The sequence below is a fragment of the Streptomyces sp. NPDC030820 genome, assembly GCF_055572075.1.
On record NZ_JBVIEB010000001.1, the window covers coordinates 296,664 to 316,423 of the forward strand.

16 protein-coding genes and 1 pseudogene are annotated in these 19,760 nt (G+C 71.1%); 8 read left to right on the forward strand and 9 right to left on the reverse strand.

Annotation, left to right across the window (positions count from 1 at the left end; all coding sequences use genetic code 11):
- Positions 1-141 precede the first annotated feature (141 nt).
- The gene (gene rbsD, locus ACZ418_RS01375; RefSeq protein WP_468355149.1) at positions 142-522 is read right to left on the reverse strand and encodes a D-ribose pyranase; all 381 of its coding nucleotides are present in this window, start codon (positions 520-522) and stop codon (positions 142-144) included.
- The gene (locus tag ACZ418_RS01380; RefSeq protein WP_468356833.1) at positions 519-1,421 is read right to left on the reverse strand and encodes a ribokinase; all 903 of its coding nucleotides are present in this window, start codon (positions 1,419-1,421) and stop codon (positions 519-521) included. The genes rbsD and ACZ418_RS01380 overlap by 4 nt, the downstream gene beginning before the upstream one ends.
- A 181-nt stretch (positions 1,422-1,602) precedes the next feature.
- Here ACZ418_RS01380 and ACZ418_RS01385 point away from each other — a divergent pair, with 181 nt between their 5' ends.
- The 3 genes from ACZ418_RS01385 (at position 1,603) to ACZ418_RS01395 (ending at position 5,697) form a co-directional block, all read left to right on the forward strand.
- On the forward strand, positions 1,603-1,731 hold the full coding sequence (locus ACZ418_RS01385; RefSeq protein WP_468355152.1) for a hypothetical protein: 129 nt from the start codon (positions 1,603-1,605) through the stop codon (positions 1,729-1,731).
- A 135-nt stretch (positions 1,732-1,866) separates the two neighbouring features.
- Positions 1,867-4,167: an SF1B family DNA helicase RecD2 gene (gene recD2, locus ACZ418_RS01390; RefSeq protein ID WP_468355155.1), complete on the forward strand. Its 2,301-nt coding sequence runs from the start codon at positions 1,867-1,869 to the stop codon at positions 4,165-4,167.
- A gap of 240 nt (positions 4,168-4,407) precedes the next feature.
- Positions 4,408-5,697: a citrate synthase gene (locus ACZ418_RS01395; RefSeq protein ID WP_468355158.1), complete on the forward strand. Its 1,290-nt coding sequence runs from the start codon at positions 4,408-4,410 to the stop codon at positions 5,695-5,697.
- Between the two features lie 1,274 nt (positions 5,698-6,971).
- Here ACZ418_RS01395 and ACZ418_RS01400 read toward each other — a convergent pair.
- The 3 genes from ACZ418_RS01400 to ACZ418_RS01410 form a co-directional block, all read right to left on the reverse strand.
- Positions 6,972-9,224 (reverse strand): heavy metal translocating P-type ATPase, encoded by a 2,253-nt coding sequence (locus tag ACZ418_RS01400; RefSeq protein ID WP_468355161.1) that lies wholly within the window; start codon positions 9,222-9,224, stop codon positions 6,972-6,974.
- Between the two features lie 90 nt (positions 9,225-9,314).
- Positions 9,315-9,554: a heavy-metal-associated domain-containing protein gene (locus ACZ418_RS01405; protein ID WP_468355164.1), complete on the reverse strand. Its 240-nt coding sequence runs from the start codon at positions 9,552-9,554 to the stop codon at positions 9,315-9,317.
- Between the two features lie 85 nt (positions 9,555-9,639).
- Positions 9,640-10,578 (reverse strand): PrsW family intramembrane metalloprotease, encoded by a 939-nt coding sequence (locus tag ACZ418_RS01410; RefSeq protein WP_468355167.1) that lies wholly within the window; start codon positions 10,576-10,578, stop codon positions 9,640-9,642.
- Between the two features lie 122 nt (positions 10,579-10,700).
- Between ACZ418_RS01410 and ACZ418_RS01415 the strand changes: the two are divergent.
- A pseudogene (locus ACZ418_RS01415) lies at positions 10,701-10,958 on the forward strand (ATP-binding protein); the annotation flags it as partial.
- Between the two features lie 45 nt (positions 10,959-11,003).
- Here ACZ418_RS01415 and ACZ418_RS01420 read toward each other — a convergent pair.
- Positions 11,004-11,648 (reverse strand): TetR/AcrR family transcriptional regulator, encoded by a 645-nt coding sequence (locus ACZ418_RS01420; RefSeq protein ID WP_468355170.1) that lies wholly within the window; start codon positions 11,646-11,648, stop codon positions 11,004-11,006.
- A 161-nt stretch (positions 11,649-11,809) separates the two neighbouring features.
- Between ACZ418_RS01420 and ACZ418_RS01425 the strand changes: the two genes are divergently transcribed.
- Both ACZ418_RS01425 and ACZ418_RS01430 read left to right on the forward strand, forming a co-directional pair.
- Entirely contained in the window at positions 11,810-14,131 is a 2,322-nt protein-coding gene (locus tag ACZ418_RS01425) for an MMPL family transporter (protein WP_468355173.1), read from the forward strand.
- 30 nt (positions 14,132-14,161) lie between these two features.
- The gene (locus ACZ418_RS01430) at positions 14,162-15,205 is read left to right on the forward strand and encodes a zinc-dependent alcohol dehydrogenase family protein (RefSeq protein WP_468355176.1); all 1,044 of its coding nucleotides are present in this window, start codon (positions 14,162-14,164) and stop codon (positions 15,203-15,205) included.
- 30 nt (positions 15,206-15,235) lie between these two features.
- On the opposite strand, the gene ACZ418_RS01435 is transcribed toward ACZ418_RS01430, so the two are convergent.
- The 3 genes from ACZ418_RS01435 to ACZ418_RS01445 all read right to left on the reverse strand — a co-directional run bounded on the left by ACZ418_RS01435 (position 15,236) and on the right by ACZ418_RS01445 (position 17,738).
- On the reverse strand, positions 15,236-15,430 hold the full coding sequence (locus tag ACZ418_RS01435) for a helix-turn-helix transcriptional regulator (RefSeq protein ID WP_388627663.1): 195 nt from the start codon (positions 15,428-15,430) through the stop codon (positions 15,236-15,238).
- A gap of 389 nt (positions 15,431-15,819) precedes the next feature.
- Entirely contained in the window at positions 15,820-16,779 is a 960-nt protein-coding gene (locus ACZ418_RS01440; protein ID WP_468355179.1) for a helix-turn-helix domain-containing protein, read from the reverse strand.
- A gap of 41 nt (positions 16,780-16,820) precedes the next feature.
- A complete protein-coding gene (locus ACZ418_RS01445; RefSeq protein ID WP_468355183.1) occupies positions 16,821-17,738 on the reverse strand; it encodes a sugar phosphate isomerase/epimerase family protein in 918 nt (305 codons plus the stop codon).
- 125 nt (positions 17,739-17,863) lie between these two features.
- Here ACZ418_RS01445 and iolC point away from each other — a divergent pair, with 125 nt between their 5' ends.
- Positions 17,864-18,814, forward strand: a complete 951-nt coding sequence (gene iolC, locus ACZ418_RS01450; protein WP_468355186.1) for a 5-dehydro-2-deoxygluconokinase — start codon at positions 17,864-17,866, stop codon at positions 18,812-18,814.
- Between the two features lie 65 nt (positions 18,815-18,879).
- Positions 18,880-19,758: a Cgl0159 family (beta/alpha)8-fold protein gene (locus ACZ418_RS01455; protein ID WP_468356836.1), complete on the forward strand. Its 879-nt coding sequence runs from the start codon at positions 18,880-18,882 to the stop codon at positions 19,756-19,758.
- The last annotated feature ends 2 nt before the right edge of the window (positions 19,759-19,760 follow it).

Consider the following 19,760-nt stretch of genomic DNA (forward strand, 5'->3'; position numbering starts at 1 on the left):
CGTGGCCCTGGGTTTTCGTCTTGGGCACAGGACAGGGGGGGGGGCCGGGGGGGGGGGGGGGGGTTGGGGGGGGGGGGGGGGGGGGGGGGTTTTTTCCCCCCCCCCCCCCCCCCCCCCCGCCCCCTCGAAGTCGTACGGTCCTCAGAAGAACACGCCGCACCGCAGCAGTACGTTCGCGTACGGCCGGGCCTCGCCCGTGCGGACCACCAGCCGTGCGCCCGTCGACAGCTCCTTCAGGCGCTCGTGCGGGACCAGGGACAGCCGTGGGAAGTGGCCGTCCAGCAGGGCCCGGTTGCGGCCGCGCAGCTCCTCCGCAGCCGTGGCGCCCTCCACCACCAGCTCGGCCGGCAGCCCGTCCAGGACCTCCGCGAACGACGGCACACCGGCGCGGAACGCCAGGTCCACCACGCGCGGCCCGTCCGGGATCGGCATGCCCGCGTCGCACACCAGCACTCCGTCCCCGTGTCCCAGCTCGGCCAGCGCACCGGAGAGGTGGCGGTTGAGGATCCCCGCCTTCTTCACAGCCCCTCGACCTCCTCCGCCGTCGGATACGACTCCTGCGCGCCCCGCTTGGTCACGGCCACCGCGCCGACCCGGGCCGCGTAGGCCGCCGCCTCCTGCAGCTCCGCACCCGTCCCCAGCTTCCAGGCCAGCGCCGCCGTGAACGCGTCCCCGGCACCTGTCGTGTCCACCGCGTCCACCGTCACCGACGCCACCCGGGTCACCTCCAAGGAGTCGCACACCAGCGCCCCCTCCGCGCCCAGCGTCACCACCACCGAGCGCGGCCCCTTGGCCAGCAGCAGCCGCGCCCAGTCCGCCGGGTCCTCGCTGACACAGGCCTCGCCGAGGATCACCCGGGCCTCGTGTTCGTTGACGATCAGCGGGTCGCAGGCCGCGAGCACCTCCGTGGGCAGAGGCCTGGGCGGGGACGGGTTCAGCACGAAACGGCTGTCCGGGGACAGGTTCCGTACCACCTCCACGACCGTCTCCAGCGGGATCTCCAGCTGCGCCGACACCACCCGCGAGGCCAGGAACAGGCTGACCGCCGCCCGGATGTCCGCCGGGGTGAGACGGGCGTTGGCGCCCGGTGACACCACGATGCTGTTGTCCCCCGAGGGATCCACGGTGATCAGCGCGACGCCCGTCGGCGCCCCGCCCACCAGCACGCCGACCGTGTCCACACCGGCCGCGTGCAGGGAGTCCAGCAGCAGCCGGCCGTGGCCGTCGTCGCCGACCCGGGCCAGCAGGGCCGTACCCGCGCCGAGCCGGGCGGCGGCGACCGCCTGGTTGGCGCCCTTGCCGCCCGGGTGGACGGCCAGGTCGCCGCCGAGCACCGTCTCGCCGGCGGCCGGCCGCCGCTCGACATCGATCACCAGGTCGGCGTTGGCCGAACCCACGACCAACAGGTCGTAGTCGTACATCAGTTGACTCCCCATGACTCCCAGAGAGATGACCGGGCGGGCGGCCGTCCCCCATGGTGCCCCATGCCGGTTGCCCATGGGTTACGACCGCCCGCCCGCGTCGCCCGTCGTCAGCCGCTGAAACCGGCCACATTGTCCTTCGTGACCACCTTCACCGGTAACCCCGGACGGGCTGACGGCGGTGGAGAACGGCACGCTGTACGCCTCGGTCGCCCAGCAGCAGTGCACGCCGACGACCAGAACACCGGTGTCCCGCAGCTCCTCCCGGACCCCGTTGGTCATGGCCCAGGCGGCCTTGGAGGCGCCGTAGCCCTTGATGCACCTCGCGGAAGCACGACACTGGCCAAGAAGCGAGCGGCCCTACGGCCACGCACTCACTCCGTGCAAGCAACTCCAGGCGGCTCACCCCCACCCCCCTGTCACACCCCACCGGTACCGTCGGATCATGGCTCAACAGGCGGGGACCCAGACCGGCGAGCGGCGGCTCGCGACGCTGGAAGGCGTGCTTGAACGCATCACGTACGCCAATGAGGAGAACGGCTACACGGTCGCCCGGGTCGACACGGGCAGAGGCGCCGGCGACCTCCTCACGGTGGTCGGTGCGCTGCTCGGCGCCCAGGTCGGGGAGTCCCTGCGGATGGAGGGGCGCTGGGGGTCCCACCCCCAGTACGGCAAGCAGTTCCACGTGGAGAACTACACGACCGTCCTGCCCGCCACCGTCCAGGGCATCCGGCGTTACCTCGGGTCCGGCCTCGTCAAAGGGATCGGACCGGTCTTCGCCGACCGGATCACCCAGCACTTCGGGCTGGACACGCTCCGGATCATCGAGGAGGAGCCCAAGCGGCTCATCGAGGTCCCCGGCCTCGGCCCCAAGCGGACCAAGAAGATCGCCGACGCCTGGGAGGAGCAGAAGGCGATCAAGGAGGTCATGCTCTTCCTGCAGACGGTCGAGGTCTCCACCTCCATCGCCGTACGGATCTACAAGAAGTACGGCGACTCGTCGATCCGGATCGTCAAGGAACACCCCTACCGCCTGGCCGCCGACGTCTGGGGCATCGGCTTCCTCACCGCCGACAAGATCGCCCAGTCCGTCGGCATTCCGCACGACAGCCCGGAGAGGGTGAAGGCCGGGCTGCAGTACGCCCTGTCCCAGTCCGCCGACCAGGGCCACTGCTTCCTTCCCGAGGAGCGGCTGATCTCCGACGCGGTGAAGCTGCTCGCCGTGGACACCGGGCTGGTCATCGAGTGCCTGGCCGAGCTGGCCCAGCCACCGGACCACGGCGGTGATCCCGGTGTCGTGGGCGCCGATCCCGGTGTCGTACGGGACGAACCCGGTGTCGTACGGGAGAAGGTGCCCGGTCCGGACGGCGACGCCTCCGAACCCGTCACCGCCGTCTACCTCGTCCCCTTCCACCGCGCCGAACTCTCCCTCTCCTCCCAGCTCCTCCGCCTCCTGCGCACGGACCAGGACCGCATGCCCGGCTTCCAGGACGTCGACTGGGACAAAGCCCTCGGCTGGCTGAAAGGCCGTACCGGCGCCGATCTCGCCCCGGAGCAGGAAGCCGCCGTCAAGCTCGCGCTCACCGAGAAGGTCGCCGTGCTCACCGGCGGTCCCGGCTGCGGCAAGTCCTTCACCGTGCGCTCGATCGTGGAGCTGGCCCGCGCCAGGCGTGCCAAGGTGCTGCTCGCCGCCCCCACCGGACGTGCCGCCAAGCGGCTGTCCGAGCTGACGGGTGCCGAGGCCTCCACCGTCCACCGGCTGCTGGAGCTCAAGCCCGGTGGGGACGCGGCGTACGACAGGGATCGGCCACTCGACGCCGATCTCGTCGTCGTCGACGAGGCGTCCATGCTCGACCTGCTGCTCGCCAACAAGCTCGTCAAGGCCGTACCGCCCGGCGCCCATCTCCTCTTCGTCGGTGACGTCGACCAGCTGCCCAGCGTCGGCGCCGGCGAAGTGCTGCGCGATCTGCTCGCCGAGGGCGGGCCCATCCCGGCCGTCCGGCTCACCCGGGTCTTCCGGCAGGCCCAGCAGTCCGGTGTCGTCACCAACGCGCACCGGATCAACGCGGGGCAGCATCCGCTCACCGACGGGCTGAAGGACTTCTTCCTCTTCGTGGAGGACGACACGGAGGAGGCCGGCCGGCTCACCGTGGACGTGGCAGCTCGTCGGATTCCGGCCAAGTTCGGGCTCGATCCGCGCCGGGATGTCCAGGTGCTCGCGCCGATGCACCGGGGGCCGGCCGGTGCGGGCGTGCTGAACGGCCTGCTCCAGCAGGCCATCACCCCCGGCCGGCCCGATCTGCCCGAGAAGCGGTTCGGCGGCCGGGTCTTCCGGGTCGGCGACAAGGTCACCCAGATTCGCAACAATTACGAGAAAGGGAAGAATGGTGTCTTCAACGGCACCGTGGGTGTCGTCACCTCGCTCGATCCGGTCGACCAGCGGCTCACGGTGCTGACGGACGAGGACGAGGAGGTTCCGTACGAATTCGACGAACTGGACGAACTGGCGCACGCGTACGCGGTCACCATCCACCGTTCGCAGGGAAGTGAATATCCCGCTGTGGTGATTCCCGTCACGACCGGGGCATGGATGATGCTGCAGCGGAACCTGCTGTACACGGCGGTGACACGGGCCAAGCGCCTGGTCGTTCTCGTCGGTTCACGCAAAGCGATCGGACAGGCGGTGCGCACGGTGTCCGCGGGACGGCGTTGCACGGCACTGGATTTCCGGCTGCATGGCTCCTGACCTGCCGCTGAGCAGGCGCAGCGACCTGCATCACAAAAAATGATCGATCAAACGAGTCGTGAAGGTCACAGAGCACTTCCAGATGCCGTTCGGAGGGGGCAGGATGAGCAGGTTGGCGGCACTGAGTGCCGCCAATAGGCCCAATGGTCGACCCCGAGTGCACTCTCCTGAGCCAAATGGGGGATGGTAGAGACAGTCAGGGCACCTCGAAGATGAGGCACTACGTCGGTGAGGGAAGACGTGAGCGACAACTCTGTAGTACTGCGGTACGGCGACGGCGAGTACACCTACCCGGTGGTCGACAGCACCGTCGGCGACAAGGGCTTCGACATCGGGAAGCTCCGCGCCCAGACCGGTCTGGTGACTCTGGACAGCGGATACGGCAACACGGCCGCCTATAAATCCGCCATCACCTACCTGGACGGCGAGGCGGGCATCCTCCGCTACCGCGGCTACCCCATCGAGCAGCTGGCCGAGCGCTCCACCTTCCTCGAGGTGGCGTACCTGCTGATCAACGGCGAGCTGCCCACCGTCGACGAGCTCTCGACGTTCAAGAACGACATCACGCGGCACACCCTGCTGCACGAGGACGTCAAGAACTTCTACAAGGGCTTCCCGCGCGACGCCCACCCGATGGCCATGCTGTCCTCGGTCGTCTCCGCGCTGTCCACCTTCTACCAGGACAGCCACAACCCGTTCGACGAGAAGCAGCGTGACCTCTCCACGATCCGGCTGCTCGCGAAGCTTCCGACGATCGCGGCGTACGCGTACAAGAAGTCGATCGGCCACCCGTTCGTCTACCCGCGCAACGACCTCGGCTACGTCGAGAACTTCCTGCGTATGACCTTCTCGGTCCCGGCGCAGGAGTTCGATCTGGACCCGGTCGTCGTCGCCGCGCTGGACAAGCTGCTGATCCTGCACGCCGACCACGAGCAGAACTGCTCGACCTCGACGGTCCGCCTGGTCGGTTCCTCGCAGGCCAACATGTTCGCGTCGATCTCGGCCGGCATCAGCGCGCTGTGGGGCCCGCTGCACGGCGGCGCCAACCAGTCCGTGCTGGAGATGCTGGAGGGCATCCGCGACTCCGGCTCCGACGTCGACACCTTCATTCGCAAGGTGAAGAACAAGGAGGACGGCGTCCGTCTGATGGGCTTCGGCCACCGGGTCTACAAGAACTTCGACCCGCGCGCCAAGATCATCAAGGCCGCCGCGCACGATGTGCTCTCCGCGCTGGGCAAGGAGGACGAGCTCCTCGACATCGCCCTGAAGCTGGAGGAGCACGCGCTGTCCGACGACTACTTCGTCGAGCGCAAGCTGTACCCGAACGTCGACTTCTACACCGGTCTGATCTACCGGGCCATGGGCTTCCCGACCGAGATGTTCACGGTCCTGTTCGCCCTCGGCCGCCTGCCGGGCTGGATCGCCCAGTGGACCGAGATGATCAAGGAGCCGGGCTCCCGCATCGGCCGCCCGCGCCAGATCTACACGGGCGTGGAGCTGCGCGACTTCGTGCCGGTCGAGGAGCGCTGACACCTGCCGGTGGGGGCGCCATCTCGGTGGTGCCCCTTGTTGACAGCTTCTGGTCGGCTTCCCGGGTGACCGGGGGGCTGGTTCGGATCGGTGGTTCCGGTTCGGCTGGTGAGTTCGCGGCCGACGGTTCCGGGGCGGTCGGGGTCAGGTGGCCGGGGCACCAGGGGTGTCTTCGGCTTGGCAGCACGGTCACGGACGCGGTCAGGCCCGACTTCGTGCCGGTCGAGGAGCGCTGACACCTGCCGGTGGGGGCGCCATCTCGGTGGTGCCCCTTGTTGACAGCTTCTGGTCGGCTTCCTGGGCGACCGGGGGGCTGGTTCGGATCGGTGGTTCCGTTTCGGCTGGTGAGTTCGCGGCCGACGGTTCCGGAGCGGTCGGCTTCCCGGGCGACCGGGGGCTGGTTCGGATCGGTGGTTCCGTTTCGGCTGGTGGGTTCACGGCCGATGGTTCCGGGGCGGTCGGGTGGTTCCGGGGCGGTCGGGGTCCGGGTGGCCGGGGTCCTATTCGACCAGGGGTCCGGTTCCGGCTGGTGGGTCCGGTTTCGACCGACGGCTCTGGAGCGGTCGGGGTCAGGTGGCCGGGGCACCGGGGGTGTCTTCGGCTTGGCAGCACGGTCACGGGCGCGGTCGGGCCCGACTTCGTGCCGGTCGAGGAGCGTCGAGTTCGGCTCTTCCGGGTGCCTGGGGTGCGGTGAGCCTCCCCGGTGCCTGACGGACTCGTCGCAGAGGCAGGCGAAAAGCAGAAGGCGCCCTGAGACGCCGGTCCCCCCACGGGCCGACGACCAGGGCGCCTTCCCATGTCCCGGTGCGGATTCCCCCCACGGGATCCGGCCGGGCGCTCGGAGAGGACAGCGCCTGAATCGCTGTCTTCGAGCAGAATGAGCAAAACTCGTCCTGCTCCAGTGATGCACTGCGATCTGCCGGGACAACGCACGCTGGGAGGGCCGCTCAAAGCTTCCCGGCGCACGTGCCCCGGCAACGCATCTCTGAGGAAGTCCCCCAAGACATCCCCAGATGCCAGTCAGCGCCCCCCAAGACGCTGCTCTGACATCGCCAACTTAGACCTTCGAACCCCTTCGATGGTTACGTTCGCATCACTGTGATCTGCGTCTCTTGCATATGTCCCTTAGGTGCGCAAGAGCCCCGATACGACGATCGGAGCCCAAGCGTAAGGATGATGCGCGAGCCTTGTGAAGAGCTTATGTGAGGCTCGCGCCGGACTCTAGGGGGTCTCTTACTTCGACTGGGGCGAACCGCCGGTAACCCCAAGGGACTTCAACGGAAGCGCCGCAGCCGCAGGCTGTTGGTCACCACGAAGACCGAGGAGAAGGCCATCGCGGCGCCGGCGATCATCGGATTCAGCAGCCCGGCCGCGGCCAGCGGCAGCGCGGCCACGTTGTAACCGAAGGCCCACACCAGGTTGCCCTTGATGGTGCCCAGCGTCCGCCGGGACAGCCGGATGGCGTCGGCCGCGACCCGCAGATCGCCGCGGACGAGGGTCAGATCGCCGGCCTCGATCGCCGCGTCCGTGCCGGTGCCCATGGCGAGGCCCAGGTCGGCGGTGGCCAGCGCGGCCGCGTCGTTCACGCCGTCGCCGACCATCGCCACGGCCCGTCCCTCGCGCTGCAGCCGTCGTACGACGTCCACCTTGTCCTCGGGGAGCACCTCGGCGAACACGTCCCCGGAGTCGATGCCGACGCTCTTCGCGACCGCCTCGGCGACCATGCGGTTGTCCCCGGTGAGCAGCACCGGCCGCAGGCCCAGCGCGCGCAGTTCGCGCACCGCCTCGGCGCTGGTCTCCTTGATCGCGTCGGCGACGGCGAGCACCCCGCGGGCCCGCCCGTCCCAGCCGGCCACGACGGCCGTACGGCCCTCCAGCTCGGCCTCGCGTGCCGCGCGGGCCAAGTCCTGCGGCAGCTCGTCGTACAGGCGCCCCACCACCACCTCACGGCCGTCCACGCGCCCGCGTGCGCCCCGTCCGGGGACGTTCTCGAAGTGCTCGACCGGGGGCAGTGCTCCGGCGCGTTCCTCCGCGCCGGCGGCGATCGCACGGGCGACCGGGTGCTCGGAGGCGTGCTCCAGGGCGCCGGCGAGCCGCAGCAGCTCCTTCTCGTCCTCGCCGTCGGCGGCGTACACGGTCTGCAGGGTCATCCGGCCGGTGGTGACGGTGCCGGTCTTGTCCAGGACGACCGTGTCGACGCGGCGGGTGGACTCCAGTACCTCGGGGCCCTTGATGAGGATGCCGAGCTGGGCGCCGCGCCCGGTGCCGACCATCAGCGCGGTCGGTGTGGCGAGGCCCAGCGCGCAGGGGCAGGCGATGATCAGCACGGCGACGGCGGCGGTGAACGCGGCGACCGTGTCCCCGGTGACGCCCAGCCAGACGCCGAAGGTGCCGAGCGCGACGAGGATGACGGCGGGCACGAACACCGCGGAGATGCGGTCGGCGAGCCGCTGTACCTCGGCCTTGCCGTTCTGCGCGTCCTCCACCAGCTTCGCCATCCGGGCGAGCTGGGTGTCGGCGCCGACCCGGGTCGCCTCCACGACGAGCCGCCCGCCCGCGTTGACGGTGGCGCCGGTGACCCGGTCGCCCGGGCCGACGTCCACCGGTACCGACTCGCCGGTCAGCATGGACGCGTCCACCGCGGAGACGCCCTCCACCACCGTGCCGTCGGTGGCGATCTTCTCGCCGGGCCGTACGACGAACCGGTCGCCGACGGTCAGCTCCGTCACCGGAACCCGCACCTCACGGCCGTCCCGCAGTACGGCGACGTCCTTGGCGCCCAGCTCCATCAGGGCCCGCAGGGCCGCGCCCGCGCGCCGCTTGGAACGGGCCTCCAGATAGCGGCCGAGCAGGATCAGCGCGACGACTCCGGCGGCGACCTCCAGGTAGATGGTGGAGGCTCCGTCCATGCGCGAGACGGTGAAGCGGAACTCGTCGTGCATGCCGGGCTTGCCCGCGTCACCGAAGAACAGCGCCCACAGCGACCAGCCGAACGCGGCCAGCGTGCCGACCGAGACCAGGGTGTCCATGGTGGCGGCGCCATGCCGGAGGTTGGTCCAGGCGGCCCGGTGGAAGGGCCATCCGCCCCAGACGACGACCGGCGCGGCGAGCGTCAGGGAGAGCCACTGCCAGGTGTCGAACTGCAGCGCCGGGACCATCGCGAGCAGCACCACGGGCGCGGCGAGCAGCGCGGAGACGAGCAGACGGTGCCGCAGCGCGCCGAGTTCCGGGTCCTGCCCCGGGGCCTCGGGGGCCGCCTCCGGCTCGGGCTCCGGCGGCGTGGGTTCCTCGGCGGTGTAGCCGGTCCGCTCCACGGTGGCGATCAGGTCGGCGACCTGGACGCCCGCGCCGTACGTGATCTTCGCCTTCTCGGTGGCGAAGTTGACGGTGGCGCTGACGCCCTCCATCCGGTTGAGCTTCTTCTCCACCCGGGCGGCGCAGGAGGCGCAGGTCATCCCGCCGATGAGCAGCTCTGCTTCGGAGGTCTCACCCGTGGTTATGGCTGTCTCTGCGGTGGTGCTGGTCATGTCCGGACTCCAGACATCGGACCGGACCGTGCGGAGCCAGTATCAGCTGGTCGGCACGGCCCGGTCGGGGAACGGGGGGTGCAGGGACGTTCAGGCCCTGCCGGCCAGCTCGAAGCCGGCCTCGTCCACGGCGGCGCGCACGGCCTCGTCGTCCAGCGGGGCCGCGGAGACCACGGTCACCTCGCCGGTGGACGCGACGGCCTTCACCGAGCTGACGCCGGGAATCTGGGAGATCTCGCCGGAGACGGAGCCCTCGCAGTGGCCACAGCTCATGCCGGTCACCTTGTAGACCGTGGTGACGGAGCCGGCGGTGTCGGTGTGGGCGGTCATGTCGTTACTCCTCGTCGAGGCGTGCGGGGCCGGTGGGGTCCGCGAGGGAACCCCACGCTCTCCACACTATACCCCTAGGGGGTACTTACCAAGAGGGGCCCCGGCGCGCCAGCGACCGCACCCAGCCGACCCCGGCCAGAGCCACCAGCGCCAGCCCGCCGACCGAGAACAGCGTGAACAGGTGTTCCTGCTCGGCGCTCGGCCGGACGAGGTATCCCGGAGCGAACAGCCGGCGGTCCGCTCCGGTGCCGGTCAGCCGGGCGACCACCCAGATCGCGATGCCGCGCGTGGAGTCCCACAGCGCATGCAGCAGGGACACGCCCAGGCAGGTGCCGACGACCGTGGCAGAGACGCGGAAACGCCCGTTCAGGCGACGCCGGGACAGCAGTACGCCACCGGCGATCGCGGTCCACAGCCCGTGCCCGACAGGGGCGAGCAGTCCGCGCAGGATCTCCGTCTCCAGCAGGGCGCGCAGATCGACGCCCGTGGCGGAGACGGCCGCGTTGAAGGCGTACCCGGCGCTCTCCAGGGCGGCGAAGCCGAAGCCGACGGCCGCGCCGAGCACCAGTCCCGCGCGCGGCCCGCGGATGGCCGGCTGCCGGCGCAGCGCGAACGTCAGTGCCGCGAGCTTGGCGGCCTCCTCGATCAGGCCGACGCCGGTGACCGTCCCCGGCGAGGGGTACAGCAGTTGCGACTCCGACAGCGAGGCGCCGAGCACGCCGAGGGTCCCGCCGGTCAGGAAACTGCCGAGGATCGCGCTGACGCCCAGGTCACGGCCGTGCCGCTCGTACGCCCACAGCACGAAGGCGACCGGCACGAGAAAGCTGCCGAGCAGGATCAGCGTCGGCAGCAGTGTGCTGTTCCGCGTCTCGTACGTGACCCATGCGATCAGCGCCCACAGGGCGAGCCCCCCGCCCAGACAGCGCCGCCACAGGCCCGCGGCGATACGGGGGTACGGCGGTGGGGGCTGCTGGGGGCCGGGAATGCGGGCCTTGGGCGTGCCGGGAGGCGGGGAGTGGCTCACGGGGTTCCCCTCGGGCAGCGGCTGGGCGATCTATCCGCACTCTAGGCAGATGCGCCGGTGGCCGCAGTCCGGGTGGACTGGTGGGGGCGCGGGGGTGGGGTGGACTGCGCCTGGGGGCCATCGACGCCCGCAAACGCGCCCCCGGCGCCGAGGTCACCCTGGACCTCACCGGCGCGCCCGGCGAGGGCCGCACCGTCACGGTCACCGACCCGCCGCCCACCACCGAGCCCACGCCTGTGCCCGGCGCCGGCCAGACCCTGATCGGCCTCACCGAACGCGCGACCCTCACCGGCGGCCGGCTGGACCACGGCACCACGGCCGACGGCGGCTTCGGGGCACGGGCCTGGCTGCCCTGGGACCGGCCGGGACCGACGGCCTGAGCCCCTCGGACCACCCCTCGGCCGGCGGGTGCCGTGGGCCCCGGATCACCCGCGGCCGAGACGGTCGCCCACCAGCGGTTCCAGGTAGCGGACCAGGACGTTCTTGATCTCCTGGACATAGGCCGCGCGCTCGGGGCCCTCGTGGGCGAGGACCAGCTCCAGGCCGGCCTTGTAGATGCCGAGGCAGATGTGCGCCGTGCGGGTGACGTCGGCCGGGGTGGCGCCGGGCATGAGGGAGGCGAGCAGGTCCTCGATCCGGCCGGTCAGCGTGGAGTGCAGCTGGTCGTGCGTCTCGGCCATCCGGCCCGGGATGTCGGGGCCGTGCATCAGTGCGAAGAACACCGGGTGCTCGGTGTTGAAGGCCATGAACCGGTCGATGGCGGAGCCGATGGCCTCCTCCAGCGGTGTGGCGGGGTCGACGGGGGCCAGCGCCTCGCCGTAGGTCTCCCGCATCTCATGGACGAGCCGGTCGCCCAGCTCGATCGCGATCGCCTCCTTGTTCGGGAAGAACTGGTAGAGCGTGCCCGGTGAGACGCCGGCCTCGCGGGCGATGGCGTTGGTGCTGGCGGCGGTGTAGCCGGTGGTGCAGAAGACCCGCGCGGCCGCTTCGAGCAGCTGGGCGATACGGCGCTCCCCGCGGGCCTGCCGGCGACGCGGCTGCTCCTTCTGTGTCTGCGGGTTGTCGGGCACGCGTTATCCCCAGCTCTTCGAACATGATTGACAAATGCGAGTGGCCGCTCGCATTCTGGAGAAACGCGAGCGATCTCTCGTGTTTGCCAGTCTATTGGCAATGACCGACTCATGCTGCCTGCCTGCACAGACATGGGTCAGGGTGAAGGGGACACCGCAAGATGACCGAAGTCAACACGCCGCCGCGTACGGGCGAGGGGGCGCCCGAGGGGACACCGGAAGGCGCGCCGGAGGGGGCGTCTGGGCGGACGCCGCCCCGGCCCGGCCGCTACACCCGCTTCGTGACCGCCCGCCCCCGCCTGTCACTCCTGGTGGCCCTGGTGCTCACCGCACTCGCCGTGCTGGCCGGCAGCGGCGTGGCGGACCGTCTCGGCAGCGGTGGCTGGGAGGACCCGGCCGCCCAGTCGACGTATGCCACCAAGGCCCTGGAGCGCGAGTTTCCCGACTCCCAGCCGAATCTGCTGCTCCTGGTCGACTCGGGCCGAGCCTCCGTCGACGATCCGCGGGTCGCCGCCGAGGCCCGCGACCTGGCCGGCCGGCTGGCGGGGGAGAAGGGCGTGACCGGCGTCGGCTCCTACTGGCAGAGCAGGTCACCGGCCCTGCGCGCCAAGGACGGCCACGAGGCGCTGATCGCCGCCCGCATCACCGGCGACGACAACGCGATGGGCAGAACGCTCGACCGCATCGCCCCGCACTACCGGGGCGCGCACGGCCCGGTCCAGGTGAAGGTCGGCGGTGTCGTCGCGGTCCGGCACGAGATGCAGACGATCATCAAGGAGGACCTGGCCCGCGCCGAGATGATCGCCCTGCCGATCACGCTGGTGCTGCTGGTGATGGTCTTCGGCAGTGCGATCGCCGCCCTGCTGCCGCTCGGCATCGGCATCGTCGCCATCCTCGGCACCAACGCCGTCCTGCGCGGTCTGACGGCCTTCACCGACGTCTCCGTCTTCGCGCTCAACCTCACCACGGCCCTCGGTCTCGGCCTGGCCATCGACTACGCCCTGTTCATCGTCCGCCGCTTCCGCGAGGAACTGTCCACGGGCGCCACCCCGTTGACGGCGGTCGGTACGACCCTGCGCACCGCAGGCCGCACGGTCCTGTTCTCCGCCCTCACGGTGGCGGTGTCCCTGGCCGCGATGATGGTCTTCCCGCAGTACTTCCTGCGGTCCTTCGCCTACGCCGGCATCGCCGTGGTCCTGCTCGCCGCGGCCGCCGCTCTGATCCTGCTCCCGGCCGCGCTGGTCCTGCTCGGCCACCGGGTCAACTCCCTGGACCTGCGGCGCCTGTTCCGCCGCCGACGCGCCCCGGAGCCCGCCGAGGGGACCACCGGGACCACGGCGGCCACCGGGACGGCCTGGGCCCGAGCCGCCGGCCTGGTGATGCGCCGTGCCCCCCTCTTCGCACTGGGCACCACCGTCCTTCTGGTCACCCTCGGACTGCCGTTCCTGGGCGTGAAGTTCGGCACCGCCGACGACCGCCAGCTGCCCTCGACCGCCGAGTCCCATGTGGTGCAGGAGCACATCCGTGCGGGCTTCCCGGGCAGCCCCGGCGGGGGTCTGGAGGTCCTCGCCGAGGGCAGGGCCACCGTCGCCCAGTACGCCGCCTACAAGCAGCAGGTGGCCGCTCTGCCCGAGGTGGCCCGCGTCGACGGCCCGCTGGTCAAGGGCGATGCCGCGTACTTCACGGTGCAGCCGAAGGGCGAGGCCGTCGACGACCCGGCCCAGCGCCTGGTAGGTGACATACGTGCACTGCACGCGCCGTTCGACGCCAAGGTGACCGGCACGGCCGCCGTCCTCGTCGACACCAAGCACGCGATAGCCGAGCGCCTGCCCTGGGCGGCCGTGTTCATCGCCGTCGTGACGCTCCTGCTGGTCTTCCTGCTCACCGGAAGCGTGCTGATACCCGTGCAGGCCGTGGTGCTCAACGCGCTCAGTCTGACCGCGATGTTCGGTGCCGTGGTCTGGGTGTTCCAGGACGGCCATCTCTCCGGCGCGCTGGGCTTCACCAGCTCCGGCTCCATCGAGACCACCCTGCCGGTGCTGATGTTCTGCGTGGCCTTCGGGCTCTCCATGGACTACGGCGTGTTCCTGCTCTCCCGCATCAAGGAGGAGTACGACCGCACGGGCGACCACGACGCGGCGGTGCGGCACGGACTCCAGCGCACCGGCGGGCTGATCACCGCGGCGGCGGTCATCCTCGCGGTGGTGATGGTCGCCATCGGCACCTCCCGGGTGACCAACACCAAGATGCTCGGCCTGGGTATCGCCCTGGCGGTCCTGATGGACGCGATGGTGGTCCGAAGCCTGCTGGTACCGGCGATCATGCGGCTGACGGGCAGGGCCACGTGGTGGGCACCGGCGCCGCTGCGGCGCATACACGAACGGTTCGGTCTGAGCGAGGGCGAGTCGGACGAGCCCCGAAGGGGCACCGGCCACGACGAACGGGAACTGGCGACACAACCCGGCGGCTCCCGAACCGTCTAGTCTTCGCGCAGGTTTCCGAAAGGGGTGTGGATGCGCGCGGTGGTGTTCGAGCGGTACGGCGAGCCGGCCGAAGTACGAGACGTACCTGACCCGGAACCCGCGGAGCACGCCGTCGTCGTACGGGTCGAAGCGACCGGCCTCTGCCGCAGCGACTGGCACGGCTGGATGGGCCACGACCCCGACATCACGCTGCCGCACGTGCCCGGGCACGAACTCGCCGGTGTCGTCGAGACGGTGGGCTCCCGGGTGACCGGGTGGCGGCCCGGCGACCGGGTCACCGCGCCGTTCGTCTGCGCCTGTGGTACCTGCCCGTCCTGTGCGGCGGGCGACCAGCAGGTGTGCGAGCGCCAGACCCAGCCCGGCTTCCACCACTGGGGCTCCTTCGCCGAGTACGTCGCCCTCGACCACGCCGACGTCAACCTGGTCGCGATCCCGGACGACATGGCGTACCCCACCGCCGCCGCCTTCGGCTGCCGTTTCGCCACCGCCTTCCGCGCGGTGGTGCAGCAGGGCCGGGTGGCGGCGGGGGAGTGGGTAGCGGTGCACGGCTGCGGTGGGGTCGGGCTGTCGGCGGTGATGATCGCGGCGGCGGCCGGGGCACGCGTGATCGCCATCGACGTGTCACCCCAGGCCCTCGACCTCGCGCGGAAGTTCGGCGCCGCACAGTGCCTGGACGCCACCGGCACGCCGGACACGGCCGCGGTCGTCCGTGAGCTGACGGACGGCGGCGCCCATCTCTCCCTGGACGCCCTCGGCTCGCCCGCCACCTGTGCGAACTCCGTGAACGGCCTGCGCCGCCGCGGCCGGCACGTCCAGGTCGGGCTGCTGCCCTCCGCCGACGGCACCACCCCCGTCCCGCTGGCCCGTGCCATCGCCCTGGAGCTCGAACTCCTCGGGAGCCACGGCATGGCCGCCCACACCTACCCCGGCATGCTCCGCATGGTCCGCTCCGGCGCCCTGCGCCCCGACCTCCTGGTGACGTCCACCATCACCCTCGACGCCGCACCGCCGGCACTGGCGGCGATGGGTACGGCACCGGGGGCCGGGGTCACGGTCATCGAGCCGTGGCGCTGAGAGCGGCCCACCAGCGGTTCACGGTGGAGGTCATTTACGGCTGCGGTTGCCCGGCCGGGAGGCGACCCAGGCGCGGACGGTCTCGGCGTACCAGTAGGGCTTGCCGCCCTCCACATGGTCGGGCGGGGGCAGCAGCCCGTGCTTGCGATAGGACCGTACGGTGTCCGGCTGCACCCTGATGTGCGCCGCGATCTCCTTGTAGGACCAGAGCCTTCGGTCGGTCATGAGTTGCACCTCCCTGCGCGCGCCACAGCGGCGACCGGGGACGGCCGTCGGGGGAGCCGGGCGCTGCGCTGGCGATCACCAAGCCTGCGACCGGTGAACGACGCAGAGTGATCAGGGGAATGCGCCTGTCGGCAAGGTGTGACGCAGAACCCGCGTATACGCAACATGTGTGACACAGAAGGGGTGTTTGTGACACGGTCGACGCAAAGGCCTACGCCGGGGCTACGGCGGGGCGCGTTGACCTCGCGCCGATCCGGGGTGGCGGACCGGGCGATCCAGGGCCGGTGGCGCCGGGTCGCGAGGACGGGCCGGGTCCGCTGCGTCAGACCCGGCCCGTCGGCTTCCCCGCGCCCTCCGGCGGCCGCTTCCCCCAGGGGCACCCTCCCGGATCAGTCCCCCTGGCCGCCGGAGGCCCCCGCTTCCCCCGGGAGCCTGATGGCCGGGCGATCAGCGTGCCCGGTCTTGCCCGCGCGGGTCTTGGAAAAAAGCGCACCCCGTCCTGAGGTGAGCAGCAGGCTGGTGGCCTCGCCCGCGAGCCGGTCGGTCACGGCGCCCGCCGCCGGTAGCCTCCGGGCCGCCAGGAACTCCCCGGGCGTGCAGCCCGTCATGGCCTTGAACTCGCCGCTGAAGTGCGCCTGGTCGTAGTACCCGCACACGGCCGCGGTCTCCGCCTGCCCGTGCCCCGCCGCCAGCAGCCGCCGTGCCCGCTGCAGCCGCAGCACCCGGGCCGCGGCCTTCGGAGGCAGACCGATCTGTTCGCGGAAGCGGTTCTCCAGATGCCGTACGCTCCAGCCCACTTCCTCGGCCAGCCGGGGCACCGGGAGCACGCCGGAGTGCCGCCGCAGCAGCGACCAGGCGTGCACCACCCGCTCGGAGACGGGCACACCCGTGCGGAACCGCTCCAGCAACACCCGGTCGAGCAAGGCGAACCGCTCGGGCCAGCCGGGCAACGCGGCGAGGGCTCCCGCCAGTTGGCCGAGGTCCGGGTCCAGCTGGTCGGGGCTGACCGACCGGTTGGCGAGTTCGTACTGCTCCGTACCGAACAGGCCGAACGCGGCCCAGGGTTCCAGCAACACCTCGATGCCGGAGATCCGGCCCCCGTGCTCGCCGAGGGCGGGGACGGTGGTGAGCCCGTTGACCACGGACACCAGCGACACCGGAGGCCGTCCGGTACGGGAGATGCGCACCGGCTGCTCGAAACCCAGCAGCAACGTGGCCGCCCCGATCGGCGCCTCCAGCCGCCGCCGAGGCCGGTCGAGGTGCACCCGGACACCGCGATAACTGATCACACCGGGCCGCAAGGCCGGATGCGGCCGGGCAGGAACGGTCTCCCAGGACACGCCACCCATGCTACGAGCGGCAACCGCACCCCCCTGGCCGGCGGGCGCCCCTACACCCCACAGGACCGAAGAAACGCCCGAGTCCGCCGGGCAATGGGCAGCGGCGCATCCGGCGCACACGGATACATGTCCTGCTCGACGATCGCGAACAGCTCCACCCCCAGCCGCTGCGCGGCCTCCAGCACGGGCCCCAACTCCGGCACCCCGCGAGGCGGTTCACACATCACGCCCTGGGCCACGGCCGGCCCGAACGGCGTCCCCTTGGCCCGTACGTCCGCCAGGATCTCCGGATCCACCTGCTTGAGGTGCAGATACCCGATCCGCTCGCCGTACGTCTCGATCAACCGCACACTGTCCCCGCCGCAGTACGCGTAGTGCCCGGTGTCCAGGCACAGCGACACCAGGTCGGAGTCCGTGCCGTCGAGGAAACGGCTGACGTTCTCCTCGCTGTCGATGTGGGTGTCGGCATGCGGATGGACGACGATCGTCAGCCCGTAGCGCTCCCGCACCTCCCGCCCCAGCCGCTCGGTCAGCGAGGTCAGGTTCCGCCACTGTTCGGCGGTCAGCGTGTCCGGCTCCAGCACCTCGCCCGTCTTGTCGTCCCGCCAGAAGGACGGGATGACGACGAGATGCCGGGCGCCCATCGCCTGGGTCAGCGCCGCGATGTCCGACACGTGCGCCCACGTCTTGTCCCACACGGACTCACCGTGGTGCAGGCCGGTGAAGACGGTGCCGGCCGACACCTTCAGGCCGCGCCGCGCGGTCTCCTCCGCGAGCACCGCGGGGTCGCTGGGGAGATAGCCGTAGGGGCCCAGTTCGATCCACTCGTAGCCGGAGTCGGCCACCTCGTCGAGGAAGCGCTGCCAGGGCACCTGTCGGGGGTCGTCGGGGAACCACACGCCCCAGGAGTCGGGCGCCGATCCGATCCGGATACGGGACAGTGAGGAGGAAGGTGACAGCGACGTCATGGGCGTCAGCGTGCGGGCGCCCGGAAAGCGGTGTCAAGAGCTGGTCCGAATGTCTGGACAAAACATTGACAGGATTCGCCGTACGGGACTAGAAAGCCGGGGAGAGTCATGACGAAGGGAAGCCGATGGCCTACGACCTGATCACCATGGGGCGGATCGGAGTGGACCTCTACCCGCTGCAGACCGGCGTCCCGCTCGCCCAGGTGTCGTCCTTCGGCAAGTTCCTCGGCGGGTCGGCGACGAACGTCGCGGTCGCGGCGGCCCGGCTCGGCCGGCACACGGCCGTGATCACCCGCACGGGCGACGATCCGTTCGGCGTCTATCTGCACGAGGCCCTGCGCGGCTTCGGCGTCGACGACCGCTGGGTCACCCCGGTCCCGGGCCTGCCGACCCCGGTCACCTTCTGCGAGGTCTTCCCGCCGGACGACTTCCCGCTCTACTTCTACCGGCAGCCCAAGGCGCCCGACCTGGAGATCGACGCCCATGAGCTCGATCTCGACGCCATCCGTGCCGCCCGTATCCTCTGGATGACCGGCACCGGCCTGAGCGAGGAGCCCAGCCGTACGGCCACCCTCGCGGCCCTCGCCCACCGGGCGAAGGCGGGCACCACGGTCTTCGATCTCGACTGGCGGCCCATGTTCTGGACCGACCCCGACGCGGCCCGCCCCTTCTACGCCGAGGCCCTGCGCCACACCACGGTCGCCGTCGGCAACCTGGACGAGGTGGAGGTGGCCACCGGCGTACGCGAACCGCATGCGGCCGCCCGCGCGCTACTCGACGCCGGCGTCGAGATCGCCGTCGTCAAGCAGGGCCCCAAGGGGGTCCTGGCCGTCAGTCGCGACGGCGAGTCCGCCGAGGTCCCGCCCCTGCCCGTCAACGTCCTCAACGGACTCGGCGCCGGGGACGCCTTCGGCGGCTCCCTGTGCCATGGACTCCTCGAAGGGTGGGACCTGGAGACGATCATGCGGCACGCCAACGCGGCCGGCGCCATCGTCGCCTCCCGCCTGGAGTGCTCCTCCGCGATGCCCACCCCGGACGAGGTGGCCGCCGCACTCGACGCCGGAGCGGTGCTGTGAGGGCCGGCCGGGTCGCGGGCACGCACACCGAGGGCGGGGACGCCGGACGGAGTCCCCGTGTCGACGTGGCCGAACTCGTCCGCATCCGCACCCACCACCCCGAGGCGATCGCCGAGGCCGCCACCCGCCGTGCCCGCAGACCGCTCCTGAACGAGAACGGCAAGCTGATGATCGTCGCCGCCGACCACCCCGCCCGGGGCGCGCTCGGTGTCGGTGACCGCAAGCTCGCCATGGCCAACCGCGCCGACCTGCTGGAACGGCTGTGCCTGGCACTGAGCCGGCCCGGCGTCGACGGTGTCCTCGCCACCGCCGACATCCTGGACGACCTGCTGCTGCTCGGCGCCCTCGACCACAAGGTGGTCATGGGCTCCATGAACCGGGGCGGACTGCAGGGGGCCAGCTTCGAACTGGACGACCGGTTCACCGGTCACCGCCCCGAGGACATCCAGCGGCTCGGCTTCGACGCGGGCAAGCTGCTGCTGCGCATCGACTACGACGATCCCGGCTCGCTGACCACCCTGGAGTCCACCGCCCGCGCCATCGACGACATGGCCGCGCGTCGGCTGCCGGTCTTCGTGGAGCCGTTCATCAGCCGCCGCACCCCCGAGGGCAGGGTGAAGAACGACCTGTCCGCCGAGGCGGTCACCCGGTCCATCGCCATCGCCTCCGGTCTCGGCGGCTCCTCTGCGTACACCTGGCTGAAGGTGCCCGTCACCGAGAACCCCGACGACATGGCCCGGGTCATGGAGACCTCCACCCTGCCGGCCGTGCTGCTCGGCGGTGACATCGGTGACGCGCCCGAGGACCAGGTCGCCGCCTACGAGAAGTGGCGCGGCGCGCTGCAACTCCCCACCGTGCGCGGCCTGGTGGTCGGCCGCTCGCTGCTGTACCCGGCGGACGGCGATGTGGCCGCCGCCGTGGACACCGCCGTAGGACTGCTGTGAGG